The organism is Aquitalea sp. FJL05, assembly GCF_003852595.1.
Taxonomy (GTDB): Bacteria; Pseudomonadota; Gammaproteobacteria; order Burkholderiales; family Chromobacteriaceae; genus Aquitalea; species Aquitalea aquatilis.
Window position 1 is genome coordinate 197240 of the sequence record NZ_QAJS01000005.1, and the last position, 14675, is coordinate 211914.

The 14675-nt window shown below is 60.6% G+C and carries 15 protein-coding genes; 10 read left to right on the forward strand and 5 right to left on the reverse strand.

Annotation, left to right across the window (positions count from 1 at the left end):
* Positions 1–154: 154 nt before the first annotated feature.
* The 4 genes from DBR44_RS04350 to ugpQ all read left to right on the forward strand — a co-directional run bounded on the left by DBR44_RS04350 (position 155) and on the right by ugpQ (position 4060).
* Positions 155–721 (forward strand): GbsR/MarR family transcriptional regulator, encoded by a 567-nt coding sequence (locus DBR44_RS04350; RefSeq protein ID WP_124642402.1) that lies wholly within the window; start codon positions 155–157, stop codon positions 719–721.
* Between the two features lie 2 nt (positions 722–723).
* Positions 724–2064 (forward strand): cytochrome ubiquinol oxidase subunit I, encoded by a 1341-nt coding sequence (locus DBR44_RS04355; protein ID WP_124642404.1) that lies wholly within the window; start codon positions 724–726, stop codon positions 2062–2064.
* Positions 2061–3071: a cytochrome d ubiquinol oxidase subunit II gene (locus tag DBR44_RS04360; RefSeq protein ID WP_124642406.1), complete on the forward strand. Its 1011-nt coding sequence runs from the start codon at positions 2061–2063 to the stop codon at positions 3069–3071. Before DBR44_RS04355 ends, DBR44_RS04360 begins: the two co-directional genes overlap by 4 nt.
* Before the next feature lie 233 nt (positions 3072–3304).
* Positions 3305–4060: a glycerophosphodiester phosphodiesterase gene (ugpQ, locus tag DBR44_RS04365; RefSeq protein WP_199730967.1), complete on the forward strand. Its 756-nt coding sequence runs from the start codon at positions 3305–3307 to the stop codon at positions 4058–4060.
* 14 nt (positions 4061–4074) lie between these two features.
* On the opposite strand, the gene DBR44_RS04370 is transcribed toward ugpQ, so the two are convergent.
* A complete protein-coding gene (locus DBR44_RS04370; protein WP_199730968.1) occupies positions 4075–4860 on the reverse strand; it encodes an ABC transporter substrate-binding protein in 786 nt (261 codons plus the stop codon).
* A gap of 174 nt (positions 4861–5034) precedes the next feature.
* Between DBR44_RS04370 and DBR44_RS04375 the strand changes: the two genes are divergently transcribed.
* Both DBR44_RS04375 and DBR44_RS04380 read left to right on the forward strand, forming a co-directional pair.
* Positions 5035–5481 carry a MarR family winged helix-turn-helix transcriptional regulator gene (locus DBR44_RS04375; RefSeq protein ID WP_124642408.1) on the forward strand — a complete coding sequence of 149 codons (447 nt, stop codon included), beginning with the start codon at positions 5035–5037 and terminating at the stop codon, positions 5479–5481.
* Positions 5478–6992 (forward strand): DHA2 family efflux MFS transporter permease subunit, encoded by a 1515-nt coding sequence (locus DBR44_RS04380; RefSeq protein ID WP_199730969.1) that lies wholly within the window; start codon positions 5478–5480, stop codon positions 6990–6992. The genes DBR44_RS04375 and DBR44_RS04380 overlap by 4 nt, the downstream gene beginning before the upstream one ends.
* Before the next feature lie 69 nt (positions 6993–7061).
* Here DBR44_RS04380 and DBR44_RS04385 read toward each other — a convergent pair whose 3' ends face one another.
* Positions 7062–7853, reverse strand: a complete 792-nt coding sequence (locus DBR44_RS04385) for an inositol monophosphatase family protein (RefSeq protein WP_124642410.1) — start codon at positions 7851–7853, stop codon at positions 7062–7064.
* A 141-nt stretch (positions 7854–7994) separates the two neighbouring features.
* Between DBR44_RS04385 and DBR44_RS04390 the strand changes: the two genes are divergently transcribed.
* The 3 genes from DBR44_RS04390 to DBR44_RS04400 are packed head-to-tail and all read left to right on the forward strand — an operon-like array spanning position 7995 to position 10127.
* A complete protein-coding gene (locus tag DBR44_RS04390) occupies positions 7995–8759 on the forward strand; it encodes an RNA methyltransferase (RefSeq protein ID WP_124642411.1) in 765 nt (254 codons plus the stop codon).
* On the forward strand, positions 8737–9672 hold the full coding sequence (locus tag DBR44_RS04395; protein ID WP_124642413.1) for a DUF1853 family protein: 936 nt from the start codon (positions 8737–8739) through the stop codon (positions 9670–9672). Before DBR44_RS04390 ends, DBR44_RS04395 begins: the two co-directional genes overlap by 23 nt.
* Positions 9669–10127, forward strand: a complete 459-nt coding sequence (locus tag DBR44_RS04400) for a flavodoxin family protein (RefSeq protein WP_124642415.1) — start codon at positions 9669–9671, stop codon at positions 10125–10127. The genes DBR44_RS04395 and DBR44_RS04400 overlap by 4 nt, the downstream gene beginning before the upstream one ends.
* A 133-nt stretch (positions 10128–10260) precedes the next feature.
* Here the strand turns inward: DBR44_RS04400 and fnr are convergent, their stop codons facing one another.
* The gene (gene fnr, locus DBR44_RS04405) at positions 10261–11007 is read right to left on the reverse strand and encodes a fumarate/nitrate reduction transcriptional regulator Fnr (protein WP_059285224.1); all 747 of its coding nucleotides are present in this window, start codon (positions 11005–11007) and stop codon (positions 10261–10263) included.
* Positions 11008–11119: 112 nt separating this feature from the next.
* Between fnr and hemN the strand changes: the two genes are divergently transcribed.
* The gene (gene hemN, locus DBR44_RS04410) at positions 11120–12526 is read left to right on the forward strand and encodes an oxygen-independent coproporphyrinogen III oxidase (RefSeq protein ID WP_124642417.1); all 1407 of its coding nucleotides are present in this window, start codon (positions 11120–11122) and stop codon (positions 12524–12526) included.
* A gap of 121 nt (positions 12527–12647) precedes the next feature.
* Here hemN and DBR44_RS04415 read toward each other — a convergent pair whose 3' ends face one another.
* Together DBR44_RS04415 and hmpA are read right to left on the reverse strand one after the other, a co-directional pair.
* Positions 12648–13118: an Rrf2 family transcriptional regulator gene (locus tag DBR44_RS04415; protein WP_124642419.1), complete on the reverse strand. Its 471-nt coding sequence runs from the start codon at positions 13116–13118 to the stop codon at positions 12648–12650.
* Positions 13119–13207: 89 nt separating this feature from the next.
* On the reverse strand, positions 13208–14431 hold the full coding sequence (hmpA, locus tag DBR44_RS04420) for an NO-inducible flavohemoprotein (protein WP_124642421.1): 1224 nt from the start codon (positions 14429–14431) through the stop codon (positions 13208–13210).
* Between the last annotated feature and the right edge of the window lie 244 nt (positions 14432–14675).

The following is a 14675-nucleotide window of genomic DNA, read 5'->3' on the forward strand; positions in this document are numbered from 1 at the left end:
TCGTCGGCAGTGGTGCTGGTAGTGTGCTGTTGCTGCTTTGGTCTGTGCTGATTGGCAAGTCTTTTAATCAAGCAAACTGTGCATTGACGCGTATCAAGTGGCGAAAGTATGATCTTTATCAAAGTTTCAGAAATTACTGAAAATTAAGGAAGCCATGAATGCCACCCCTTTAGTCCAGTCCTTTGTCTCGCATTTCGGCGAGATGGGCAGCCGCTGGGGCATCAATCGCACCGTCGGTCAGATTTATGCCCTGTTGTTTGTTTCCGAAAAGCCGCTCAATGCCGACGAGATCGCCGAGCGCCTGAGTTTTTCCCGTTCCAATGTCAGCATGGGTCTGAAAGAGTTGGAGTCGTGGCGGCTGGTGAAGCTGCAGCACTATCCGGGTGACCGGCGCGAATACTTCTCCACGCCGGATGATGTGTGGGCCATCTTCAAAACCCTGGCCGAGGAGCGCAAGAAGCGCGAAGTGGAACCCACCCTCACCATGTTGCGCGGGGCAATGATGGAGACTGCCGGCAGCGAGGCCGACCGCCATGCCCAGGCGCGCATGGGCGAGATGTACCAGTTGATCGAGCTGGTCACCACCTGGTTTTCCGACATCCAGCACATGGATGTGGAAACCCTGCAGCGGCTGATGAAACTGGGCTCGCAGGTACAGAAAGTGCTGCAGTTTACCCAGTCGCTGAGCAAGCTGACCAGCCGCGACACGGAGCGGGAGTAATCATGGAACTGGATGCCCTGGCGCTGGCGCGTAGCCAGTTTGCCGCCAATATCAGCTTTCACATTCTGTTTCCCAGCATCAATATCGCGCTGGCCTGGGTGTTGTTGTTCTTCAAGCTGCGCTATCTGCGCACGGGGCGTCAGGCGTGGATGGATGCCTACGGCTTCTGGGTGAAGATCTTCGCGCTGTCCTTCGCGCTGGGCGTGGTCAGCGGCGTCACCATGAGCTTTCAGTTCGGCACCAACTGGCCGGGCTATATGCAGACGGTGGGCAATATCGCCGGCCCGCTGCTGGCTTATGAAATCCTGACCGCGTTTTTCCTGGAGGCGGGCTTTCTCGGCATCATGCTGTTTGGCCGGCCACGGGTGTCGGAACGGGTGCATACCTTTGCCACGCTGCTGGTGGCGTTTGGTAACAGCCTGTCGGCCTTCTGGATCATCGCGCTCAATTCCTGGATGCAAACCCCGGCCGGTTTCGTGATGAAGGATGGCCGCGCTCATGTGACCGACTGGCTGCAGGTGATCTTCAATCCGTCCATGCCTTACCGGCTGAGCCACATGCTGCTGGCCTCCGGCCTGACCGTGGCCTTTCTGGTGGCCGGGCTGTCGGCGTATCGCCAACTGAAGGCCGACCGCAGCGCGGGTAATGCTGTGGCACTGAAGACCGGTGTCTGGCTGGCGGCGCTATTGATTCCGCTGCAAATCCTGGCGGGGGACGCGCACGGCCTGAATACCATGGAGCACCAGCCGGCCAAGCTGGCTGCCATCGAAGGGGTGTGGCATACCGAGCGCGGCGCGCCCTTGCTGCTGTTTGCCCTGCCCAATGCCGCAACGCAGAGCAATGACTACGCGCTGGGTATTCCGCGTTTGGCCAGCCTGATCATCAAGCATGATCCGGACGGCGAAATCCGCGGGCTGAACGAATTTGCCCAGCACCCGCCGGTGGCCAAGGTGTTCTGGAGTTTTCGCGTGATGGTGGGCGTGGGTGGGCTGATGCTGCTGACTGCCTGGTTTAGCGCCTGGCAGCTGCGGCGGAACAAGGCCACGGCGCAGCTGGACCGGCGCCTGCTATGCTGGCTGGTGGGCATGACCTTTGCCGGCTGGGTGGCCACGCTGGCAGGCTGGTATGTCACCGAGATTGGCCGCCAGCCCTGGTTGGTGACCGGTGTGCTGACCACGGCGCAGGCGGCGGGGCAGGCCACTACCGGCATGGTGGCCGGCTCGCTGCTGACTTATCTCGCACTGTATGCCGGCCTGCTGCTGGCTTATGTCTCGGTGCTGTTCCATCTGGCAAAGAAAGCGGCCGGCCATGTGGCGGTGACGCTGAAGGAGGTGCAGGCATGAACGCTGCGTACTGGCTGCCGGTGATCTTCGCCGGACTGATGGGCTTGGCCATGCTGGTTTATGTGGTGCTGGATGGCTTTGACCTGGGCGTGGGGCTGCTGCTGCCGCTGGCGGACGATGCCGGCAAGGACCGTATGGTGGCTAGCATCGGACCGTTCTGGGATGCCAACGAAACCTGGCTGGTGCTGGGAGCGGGCCTGTTGCTGGTGGCCTTCCCCATGGCGCATGGCGTGGTGTTTGGTGCGCTGTATGTGCCGGTACTGCTGATGCTGGTGGGCTTGATCCTGCGTGGGGTGGCTTTCGACTTTCGCGTCAAGGCGCGTGACCCGCACCGCCCATGGTGGAATGCCATCTTTGCCTTGGGCTCGCTGCTGGCGGCGCTGGCGCAGGGGGTAATGCTGGGGCGTTACCTGACCGGTTTTGCCGAGGGCGTGCTGCCCTGGCTGTTTGCCTTGCTGGTGGGTGCCGGGCTGACCGCGGCCTACGCCTTGCTGGGGGCATGCTGGCTGATCATGAAAACCGATGGCCGCTTGCAGGCTCAGGCCATAGGCTGGGCGCGCCATAGTGTGGCGGGCGCTGCCCTGGCGGTGTTGCTGGTGTCGGGGGTGACGCCGCTGGTGAATCCGGCGATTGCCGCCAAATGGTTTGCCCTGCCGCAGTTATTCCTGCTGCTGCCCTTGCCGCTGGGAACCGTCGCCTTGTTTGCCCTGCAGCTGATCATCCTGCCACGGCTGGCGCGCCGCCAGGCTGTTGGCAATGATCGCTACTGCTGGCTGCCCTTTGCGGCCACGGTGGGCATTGTGCTGCTGGCGTTCTGGGGGCTGGCCTATAGTGTGTTTCCGCAGGTGGTGATCGGGCGCATGGATATCTGGCAGGCCGCCAGCGATCCGGAGGCCTTGTGGATCATCCTGTGGGGTGCCTTGCTGGTGCTGCCTTGCATCATCGCTTATACCGCCTTTGCCTACCGGGTGTTCTGGGGCAAGGCTGATAGCCTGAGCTACCAGTAAGCGCCTGTACGGGCACCGACTCATGTGTTAAGACCCGACTTGCCGTGCAGGTCGGATTTTGTCATGCATGCGTCACATCGGCGACGGATAATGCGCGCTTTTTGCCGCTTTAATGCAAGATGGCGCATGCTGCGGTGGTGTGATCTGCTGCCTGCCGTGTTTATGTCAGGCCATATCGGCGCGGGCCAACGCTGCCTGTCCAACTATTACAAGCGTCTTGATGGAGAGAATCGATGTCCCAGCTGCAGCTGCCAAGCCCCTGGCCTTATCCTGCCGTGGTGGCACACCGGGGAGGTGGGGCCATGGCCCCGGAAAATACCCTGGCCGGTTTTCGTGCTGGCATTGCCTATGGCTACCGTGCTGCCGAATGCGATGTGAAGCTGTCGGCGGACAATGTCTGCTTCCTGTTGCATGACGATACGGTCGACCGCACCAGCAATGGTCATGGCCTGGCTGCCGAGCTGGACATGGCCAGCCTGGCGCAGCTTGATGCCGGTGCATGGAAAGGTGCGGCTTTTGCCGGAGAGGCACTGCCCACGTTCGCCAATGTGGCAGCGTATTGTCAGGCGCAGGGCATGTTGCTGAACGTGGAAATCAAACCCTGCCCCGGGCGCGAGGAAGAAACCGGCCGGCTGGTTGCGCAGGAGGCCGCACGCTTGTGGGCTGGTGCAGCGGTGCCGCCGCTATTGTCATCGTTCAGCGCTGATGCCTTGCGCGCTGCGCAGCATGCGGTACCGGCTCTGCCACGCGCCTGGCTGGTGGAGGAGGTGCCGGCCAACTGGCAGGCCATGTTGCAGGAGATGGACTGCATCGCCCTGCATTGCGATCACAGCACCCTGACACGGGAGCAGGCCATCGCCATCAAGGCTGCCGGTTACCAGTTGCTGTGCTACACGGTGAACGAGGTGGCCCGTGCGCGTGAAATCATGGCCTGGGGCGTGGACAGCGTCTGTACCGACCGGCTGGACCTGCTGGCGGCCACCAAGTGAAGCCCGCTGGCTGATCAGAAATTCATCATCTGCTGCGCTTCGTCGCGGCTGAAATACTTGCGGAATATCTTCAGCATGCTGCCATCGCGGCGCATGCTGTTGATGATTTCGCGCCAGCGTTCCTGTTGTTCCGGCGAAATGGTCTTGCGCGACATGATCAGCCCGTGCGGGGTGGGCTGGTCGTTGGTTTCCATGATGCGCACCAGCTTGCTCACCTGGTATTTGTCCAGATCAGAATAATCAAACGGCTCGATGATGATGGCCTGCGTGCGTCCCTGCCGCAGGTTCTGGTACAGGGCATCGTAGTCGTAGCTGCCGATCAGCCGCCCCTCATGATCGAGCGAGTCTACCAGCTGGTTGATGGTGTCACTGTAGCGAAAGCTGAGAATCCCCCCCAGTTTGAGGTCGTTGCGGGTTTGAAAATCGGCCAGATTCTGCACGGCGGCATCCTTGCGCACGATCAGGCTGTATTTGTCGGCGAAATACCAGGCAAAAGCTGCAAACTTTTCTCGTTCATCGTTGGTGATGCCGGACAGGCTGAAGTCCAGGTTGCCGGTTTCCAGCAGTTTCCAGATGCGTGAGCGTGGCAGCAGGCTGATCTCCACGTGGCAGCCGCTGCGGCGTATCAGTTCGTCGGCCACGTCCTTGTCGATGCCGCTGCGGCTGCTGGCGTTATACAGCAAGCCGTGCTCGTGCAGTGCCAGGGTGTAACTGCGGCTGCAATCCGGGCCTGCGGCCTGCACCAGTGGCGGCAGGCAGAGCAGGAGGCCAAGGGCCATGCGCAGGAAATGAGAGGACATGCAGGGCTCCGCGAGCTGATTCAACTGTCAGGATAGCAGATGGACAATGATGCCTGTCATCTTGCCAAGGCCGCATGCCGCTTTGTCCGCCTGCGGGTTGGCCTGGGAAAGTCGATTGCTGCTTATTATTTGCGTCAATATAATTAGCTGACTAATTATTTGATGGAGCAGAGCATGAGTCAGTCGCATCAGGAAGTGGCCGAGTTGCTGGGTGCGGTACCCAAGGCCTGGCGGGCGCTGCTGGACCAGCGGCTGCGGCCTTATGGTTTTTCCCAGGCCACCTGGCAGGTACTGCTCAAGCTGGGGCGGGCGGGCGAGCCCTTGCTGCAGAACGAGCTGGCGGCCCGTGTTGGCATCGAACCGGCCTCGCTGGTGCGATTGCTTGACGTGTTGCAGGCCGATGGCTGGATTGTCCGCCAGCAGGATGAGCAGGACCGTCGCGCCAAGCGGATTTGCCTGACGCCCAAGGCGCAGCAGCTGTCCGGTGAGCTGCTGCAGGTGGCTGATGCGCTCAAGGCCGAATTGCTGGATGGGCTGGACCCGCAGGAATTGCAAACCTGCATCAAGGTGCTGGCACAAATCCGCCATGCTGCCGAACAGGCACAGGAAACGGCTGCGTGAGCAAGCGGCTCTTGGTGACGGTGGCGGTGATGGCCGCCACGGTGATGCAGGTGCTGGATACCACCATCGTCAACGTCGCCCTGCCGCAGATGCAGGGCGAGCTGGGGGCGACATCGGACCAGATCAGCTGGGTGCTGACCAGCTATCTGGTGGCTTCCGCCATCTGCATGCCGCTTACCGGCTTTCTGACCGACCGGCTGGGCCGGCGGCGCTATTTGCTATTGTCGATCAGCGGTTTTGTGCTGGCCTCCATGCTGTGTGGCGTGGCGCTGAACCTGGGGCAACTGGTGGCCTTTCGCCTGCTGCAAGGGGTGTTTGGTGCAGCACTGGTGCCCTTGTCGCAAGCGATCATGGTAGACAATTACCCGCGCGAACAGCGCGGCAAGGCCATGGCGATCTGGGGTATGGGGGTGATGGTGGGGCCGATTGCCGGGCCAACGCTGGGCGGCTGGCTGACCGATATGTTCGACTGGCGCTGGACCTTCTTCATCAATCTGCCGGTGGGGCTGCTGTCCTTGTTGCTGGCGCGGCAGGTGCCGGATACGCCACGGCGTGAGCGTGGCATAGACTGGCTGGGCCTGATGATGATTTCGCTGGCCATTGGCGGCATCCAGTATGTGCTGGACCGGGGTAACGGCGATGACTGGTTCTCCAGTGGCGGTATTGTCACCGCAGCCTTGCTGGCGATAGTGGGCGCGGTGGGCTTCATCTGGCGTGGGCTGTCCAGCGAGGCGCACCCGCTATTCGACCTGCACATGTTCAAGGACCGCAACTTTGTCGCGGCCAGCATCGTCATCGCCGCGCTGGGCCTGTCCATGTACGGGGCCATGGTGATCCAGCCCATCATGCTGGAAGGGCTGTTTCACTATCCCACCATGGATACCGGCCTGATCATGGCGCCGCGCGGCATCGCCAGTCTGGTCAGCATGATGATCGTGGGCCGGCTGATCGGCAGGGTGGATTCACGCTATCTGATTGGCAGCGGTTTGCTGATCGGTGCCTGCGGCACCTGGGTCTGTACTCACTACAATCTGGATACCAGCCCATTCTGGTTTGCCTGGCCGGTGCTGCTGCAAGGCTTTGGCCTGGGCATGATCTATGTGCCGCTATCGGCCATGGCCATGTCCACCTTGCCGGCACGCTTGTCGGCCGAGGCTGCGGGGCTGTTCAGCCTGTTGCGCACCATGGGTTCCTCGGTGGGCATTGCCATTGTCAGCACGGCCTATTCGCGCGGTGAGCAGTCGGCCTGGAATGCCATGGTGGGGCAGTTCAATCTGTATAACCCGTGGCTGAGCGACTATCTGGCGCGCATGGGCAAAACCAGCTTGGACAGCACTGCCGCCGTGCAGTTGGCGGCCGAGTTGCAGCGTCAGGCGCTGATGGTGTCGATTGTCGATGTGTACTGGCTGATTACTTACAGCTTTCTGGCCATGCTGCCCTTGTTGCTGCTGCTCAAGCCGCGCCAGGCTGCTGCCGCTGCTCCAGCCGTCGAGGTGGTGATGCACGAATAGCGACCGGCGAGCGGACAATAAAAAACGGCAGCCCGCGGGCTGCCGTTGTCATGCTGTGCAACTGCCTGATTACTTGTTCAGGTGCGGCGCAATGGTGGCCAGCAACTGGGCCAGCACCTTGGGGTTGGCGGCCACGATGTCGCCGGATTCCAGCCATTCCTGTTCGCCGGTCAGGTCGGTCACAATGCCACCTGCCTCTTGCACGATCAGGCTGCCGGCAGCGATGTCCCACGGCTTCAGGTTCAGTTCCCAGAAACCATCAACACGGCCGCAGGCTACATTACACAGGTCGAGCGAGGCTGCGCCTTCGCGACGGACGCCGGCAGTCTTGCCCAGCACATCCTTGAGCATGCCCAGGTACTGGTCGATATAGCTTTGGTCGGAAACCGGGAAGCCGGTGGCGATCACGCATTCATTCATCATGAAGCGCTTGGACACACGGATACGGCGGTCATTCAGGAAGGCACCCACGCCACGGCTGGCGGTGAACAGGTCGTTACGGCTGGGGTCGTACACCACGGCCTGCTGTATCTGACCCTTGTGTGCCAGGGCGATGGAAATGGCGTATTGCTGATGGCCGTGCAGGAAGTTGGTGGTGCCGTCGATGGGGTCGATGATCCACTCGAATTCGGAGGAGCCCACGCCTTTCGCGCCGGACTCTTCTGCTAGAATGGCGTGCTTGGGGTACGCCTCAAGAATCATGTCGACGATGGCCTGCTCGGCAGCGCGGTCCACATCGGTCACAAAGTCATTGTGCTTTTTCTTTTCTACGCGAATGGTATCGAGGTTAAGCGACGCGCGCTGGACAACACTGCCAGCACGGCGAGCGGCTTTAACCGCGATATTGAGCATCGGATGCATTGACGGCCTCTAGAACGGATAGCAGATGTCAGCCAACACGGCTCGACATCTGACGGTAACAATCTGGGTTAAGGAACAAAAAAAGCCGACGCGAGTGCGCGGGCTTTTTGATATGCCCGCTATTTTAATGTGAAACCGCTGATGAATAAACCCCAAGTACCTGATTTTCTGAAAAACATTCGTGTGGTGTTGGCCCGGCCCAACCATCCGGGCAATATCGGCTCGGCTGCCCGGGCCATGAAAACCATGGGCCTGACCCGGCTGTATCTGGTGGAGCCCAAGGTGTTTCCCAGTGATGAAGCCAATGCCCTGGCTTCCGGTGCGGTGGATGTGCTGGAGAGTGCAACCGTGGTGTCCAGCCTGGCCGAGGCCCTGAGCGATGTCACCGTGGCCTGTGCACTGACCAGCCGCCGCCGCGAGCTGACCACCCCGCTGTCCACCCCGCGTGAAACCACGCCGGAGCTGGTGGCACGGGCGCGTGACGGCGAACAGGTGGCGCTGGTGTTCGGTAATGAAACCTTCGGTCTGTCTATCGAGGAAGTTGAACAGTGCAACCGCCTGGTGACCATTCCGGGTAATCCGGATTACTTCTCGCTCAATCTGGCGATGGCAGTGCAGGTGATGACCTACGAGCTGTTCAGCCATACCGAGGTCGATGTGGAGTACCTGCGGCCGGAGAGCGAAACCGCCAGCCTCGGCGAGGTGGAAGGCTTCTGCCAGCATCTGGACCAGACCATGGGTGCCATCGGCTATTACCGTCGCCGCAACAGCGAACGCCTGATGCGCCGCATGCGTGCGCTATTCAATCGCTCCGGCATGTTGCGTGACGAGGTCGATATCCTGCGTGGCCTGATGAAACAGATCCAGCGCGTGGCAGATGGCCATGAGCACGACGGCGAGGCCTGAGCGCGGCTTTCATCTCCCTTACACGCAGCCGGCGCTGCGTGATCTGGCTTTTCTGCTGACCTCTCCTGCGCCCTGGGATAGTGGCCGCAATCTGTCGCCCGCGCAGTTGCTGGGCCCACAGGGCCATGCCTTGCTGGCGGAGCTGGAGGAAAATCCGGCACCGCTCTCACACTGGCTGGCGCAACAGCCTTGCCAGCGGCTTGGCCACTATGCCGAACGCCTGCTGGCTTTCTGGTTCCAGCTGGCTCCGCATATCGAACTGGTGGCGGCCAATGTGCCGGTGCGTGAGGCCGGTGGCCGCACCATCGGCGAATTCGATTTCCTGATCCGGCTGGATGGTGTGCCACTGCACGTGGAAACCGCCAGCAAATTCTATCTGCAGCTGGGACATGGCGCGGACACTCTGGTCGGTCCCAGCCTGCGCGACGCCTGGCCGCTCAAGGCCGCCAAATTACAGGAACAACTGCAACTGGCCCGTCATCCTGCGGCGGCCCGTGTCTTGCCGCCCGGTTTTGCCGGCTGTGCCAGTGCCGCGCGGCTGGCCGGCTGGTTCTTCTATGCCGGTACGCCAGCTGTCCCGGCTGCGCCATTGGCGCCGGAGCAACTGCAAGGCTGGATCAGTCCTTTGCAGCAGCCCTGGCCAAGCTTTTCCAGCGGAGGGCGCTGGATATGGCTATCGCGGCTGGGCTGGCTGGCCCCGGCGCGGGTAGAGCAGGGCATGGTGCGTGAGCAGGATAGCCTGCGCCAAGAGCTGTTGCAGGCGGCGGTACCACAGCTGGTGGCCGAATTGCTGCCGGTGGGGGATGGTTACTGGGAGGAAGTGGCTCGCGGCTTTGTGGTGCCGCCGGGCTGGCCGCAGCAGGACCGATTACAGGCCTTGCTGGCCACTATTGATGGCAGGCCCGCTCCATGAAACGGTTGTTGATTATCTACGCCAGCCAGACTGGCCACACCTTGCAATTGATCGATGCCTTCTGTCAGCCGCTGTTGCCGCTGTGCGCAGAACTCCACATCAGCCGCCTGCCAGCCGCGGAGGCAGGACTGGATGATTTGCTGGCTGCTGATGCCATCGTGCTGGCAACGCCGGAGAACTTTGGCTATATGGCGGGTAAAGTGAAGGATTTTTTTGATCGCACCTATTACCCGGCACAGGGGAAGACCGAGGGTCTGCCCTATCTGATGCTGGTGTCGGCAGGTACGGATGGTCTGGGAGCGATCCAGGCCATGCGCCGCATTGCCTGCGGTTATGGCTGGAAGGAAGTCTTGCCGCCCTTGCTGGCGCAGGGCGAGATATTGCCGCAGCATCGGGAGCAGGCCATGGAGCGGGGCGAGATGCTGGCCGCAGGCATGCTGGTGGGGCGCTGGTAGGGCAGGGCGGGCGGCTTAGCCGACCGGACTAGGTCTTCAGACGAATGGTCGGCCGTGCCAGTAATGCGCAAGATGCAAAAACACCGCAGGCTGCCGGCAAGCAGGGCTGCGGTGTTTCTGGTTGGCTGCTGCTTCAGACGCCGTTGGCGTGGGTGCAGCCGGCAATCAGGTCTTTCAGTGCGTCGGCCTTGATCAGCTGGATGTGCTTGTGATCGACACTCAGCCAGCCCTGCTGCTGGAACTTGGACAGCGTACGGCTGACCGTTTCCAGTTTCAGGCCGAGGAAGCTGCCGATTTCCTCACGGCTCATGCGTAGGATGAAGTCATTGGCAGCAAAGCCGCGTGTGGACAGACGCTGCGACAGGTTGAGCAGGAAGGCCGCCAGGCGTTCTTCCGCTTTCATATTGCCCAGGAGCAGCATGACGTTCTGATCGCGCACGATTTCGCGGCTCATCAGCCGGAAAAAGTGGTGCTGCAGGCTGGGAATATCGCGCCCCAGGCTTTCCATGCGATTGAAGGGCAGCTCGCAGACTTCGCTGTCTTCCAGGGCGATGGCGTCGCAGCCATGCACATTGGAAGAAATGCCATCGAGGCCCATCAGTTCGCCGGACATCAAAAAGCCGGTGACCTGTTCGCGACCGTCCTGGCTGGCGACGCTGGTTTTGAAGAAACCAGTACGCACTGCGAACAGGGACTTGAAGCCCTCGCCGCTGCGGAACAGGTACTCGCCGCGCTTGAGGCGGCGGCTCTGACGGATCACGGCGTCCAGCTGCGTCATTTCGTCGCGGTTCAACCCGATGGGCAGGCAGAGTTCGCGCAGGCTGCAGTTGGAGCAGGACACCTTCAGTGCGTGAATAGTGTGTTGGTTTTGGTCAGACATCGAGTGTTTTGTACAACCCTGTAAAGAAGCTTGACCCTTGTCAAAGCGGAATTCACACGTTTTCCGCAAATTTACCAGTCCACCTGACGTTTGACTATCAATACCCGACGACATGCACACCACCCATCCGTTTTCGCCCACCCACTGTGAGTTCGACCGAGCGTTGATCGAACGTCTTGATGGCTCTGGCCCAAGATACACTTCTTACCCGACGGCCGACCGCTTTACGCCGGCGTTTGGCGAGAAGGACTATAAACACTGGCTGAAGCAACGCCACCTTGGCATGCATCAGAACGCAATATCATTGTACGTTCATATACCGTTCTGCAACACGGTATGTTACTACTGCGGCTGCAACAAGATCATCACCAAAGACAAAAGCCGCGCTGATCGCTACCTCGACTATCTGGAAAAAGAGATCAAGCTGGTGGCCGCCTCACTGGGCTGTCGCGAAAAGCTGATCCAGCTGCATTTTGGTGGTGGTACACCCACCTTCCTGTCCGATGAACAGCTGGACCGGCTGATGGGCATGCTGCGCACTCACTTCGAATTTTTGCCGGAGGGAGAATATTCCATCGAGATCGATCCGCGCAAGGTGGGCCGCGAGACCGTGCACCATCTGGCACGTCTGGGCTTTAACCGCATGAGCGTGGGCATCCAGGATTTCGACCCGCAGGTGCAGCAGGCGGTCAATCGCGTGCAGAGCGAAGCCGAGACGCTGGAAGTGATCGATGCCGCCCGCGAGGCGGGTTTCAAGTCGGTCAGTGTGGACCTGATCTACGGCCTGCCGCTGCAGACGCGCGCATCGCTGAAAGCCACGCTGGACAAGGTGATTGCCATCAGTCCAGACCGGCTGGCGCTGTACAACTATGCTCATTTGCCCACGGTGTTCATGCCGCAGCGGCGCATCAACGAAGCGGATCTGCCGACGGCCAGCACCAAGCTGGATATCCTGCAGGATGCGGTAAAAAGCCTGGCGGATGCCGGCTATGTATTTATCGGTATGGACCACTTTGCCAAGCCGGAAGACGACCTGGCCATCGCCTTGCGCCAGGCCCGCCTGCAGCGCAATTTCCAGGGCTATTCCACCCATGCCGACTGCGACATGATCGGTCTTGGTGTCTCGTCCATCGGCAAGGTCGGCCCCTGTTACAGCCAGAATGAGAAGGACCTGGACAGCTATTACGCCGCGCTGGATGAGGGCCGTTTGCCGGTGATGCGCGGCATGGTGCTGGATCAGGACGACATCCTGCGCCGTGGCATTATCCAGGCGCTGATGTGCCGCTTCTCGCTGTCGGTGGAGGCCATCGAGCAGGTGCATGGCATCAATTTCGCTGAATATTTTGCAGAGGAACTGCCGGCCATCCGCGAATATCACAAGCTGGGCTTGCTGACTTTTGACGGTGATTTCCTGATGGTGGAGCCGAAAGGCCGCTTCCTGATCCGCAATATCGCCATGCTGTTCGACCGCCACTTGCGCGAGCGTGAAACCAAGGCGCGTTATTCCAAGACGATTTGACACCCGCAATGCTGTTTTTTCCAAGGGAAAACCCTGAAAAAAACCGCGAAAAAAAGCCCGCTTGCTGCGGGCTTTTTGTTTGAAAAGTGATGGTTTTTTACAACAGTTTGCCGTGCTTGGATCAGCCTTCCGTGGCGTCGTCCGGCAAGGGGGAGGGTTTTTGCTGCCGATGCAGCCGGATAATCGCCTCGCCGGTGGGGCTGGCGACGATATCGCGCAGGGTATAACCATCCAGCACGGAGAAAAAGGCTTGCAGGCCGACATCCAGCGCCGACTTGAGACGGCAATCCTGGCGCAATGCGCAAGGGGGCGTGGCACAGTCGATCAGGGCGGTATTGCCCTCCAGAATGCGGATGATGCTACCCAGCTGGTAATGCTCCGGTGGCTGGGCCAGTGCCAGGCCACCACCCTTGCCACGACTGGTCAGCAGCCAGCCTTGCTGTCCCATGAAATGCACCACCTTGACCAGATGGTTGCGCGATATGGCAAAGCGCTCGGCGATTTCGCTGATGGTAACGGCCTGTTCGCGATCGCGATGTGTCAGGTACATCAACACGCGCAATGCCAGATCGGTAAAACGGTTCAGTTGCATGGGCTGGAAGGGTAAAGGCGGTGCCGCGCAGGATACTCCGCACGGCCCACCCTCACAATGCGCTGCGGCAAACCACGTGCAGCAGGCAATCAGTCGCTGGCCATGGCGTTGGAGCCGAATACTTCCATGTGGATGCGGGTTGCTGCCACACCGCTGGCGCGCAGCTGTGAGCGCTGCTGTTGCATGAAGGCCTGCGGGCCGCACAAGTAGTAGTCGGCATCCGCCAGCAGGGCATGCTCACGGATGGCCTCGGCATCGATGCGGCCGGCGCGCTGGTAGTCCTGGCCCAGCCGGTCTGTGTCTTGCGGGCATTCATAAAACACCGTGCTGGCCAGCACCGGATGTTGAGCCGCCAGTTGGCCCACTTCCTGTTTCATGGCATGGACCTGGCCGTGCCGTGCGGCGTGCAGGTAGCGAATGGGGCGCTGGCTGCCGCTTTCCAGCAGATGCCTGAGCATGGACAGCAGCGGGGTCTGGCCGACACCGGCACTGATCAGCACCACCGGCGTTGCGCGATCCTGATGCAGCACGAAGTCACCGAACGGCGGTGAAACCTGCAGGATGTCTCCTTCCGCCAGCTCTGCATGCAACTGGCCGGACACCTTGCCTGCAGGTGCATCACCCTGTGCTTCTTCACGCTTGACCGAAATGCGCAGCCAGTCTTTGCCCGGGGCATCCGACAGGCTGTACTGGCGTGGCTGGCACAGCCCCCATTCCGGGATATAGCGCTGGACCGATACATACTGACCGGGCTGGAAGTCCGGCAAGGCACCGCCATCGGCGGGCTGCAGATAGAAAGAGGTGATTTCCGCACTTTCCACCTGCTTGTTCACCACCCGGAATGGCCGCCAGCCGCTCCAGCCACCGGCTTGGGTGGCGGCACGCTGGTACAGGCTGTTTTCCAGATTGATCAACAGCTCGGCCAGTTGCTGGTAGGCCGCTCCCCAGGCGTCCAGCAGGCTGTCCGGGGCGGCCTCCTCGCCCAGTACCTCGCGGATGGACGCCAGCAGATGCTTGCCGACAATCGGGTAGTGCTCGGCGCGTATCCCCAGGCTGGTGTGCTTGTGTGCCACGCGCTCCAGTACCGGTAGCAGTACTTCGGGGGCATCGATGTGCTCGGCATAGGCCGCCACGGCCATGGCGAGGGCCTGTTGCTGCTGGCCAGCATGTTGATGGCCCTGGTTGAAGATGTTCTTCAGTTCCGGGTTGTGCTGGAACATGCGTTGGTAAAAGTGGCTGGTCAGCAGCACGCCGTGTTGTTTCAGGATGGGGGCAGTGGCTTTGACTTGCTGGCGGGTGGATGCGTCGAGCATGGCAGTTCCTTATGATGTTTTTAAAATACATCTTTATTGGCGCACAGTGATTTGCCGGGCAAATATTGCAACTCATTAAAGATGTAAAAATAATACATCTTTAATCAAGGATTGTCATCATCGACATCAAGAGCATCACTCTGTGAAGAATCTCGGCGAAACCATGGGCTAGGGCCTGTTAACGCTATTTTTTTCACGGCGGCGGATGTTGAGGGGATGCAATGCGCGAAAAACCGCGCGCCGC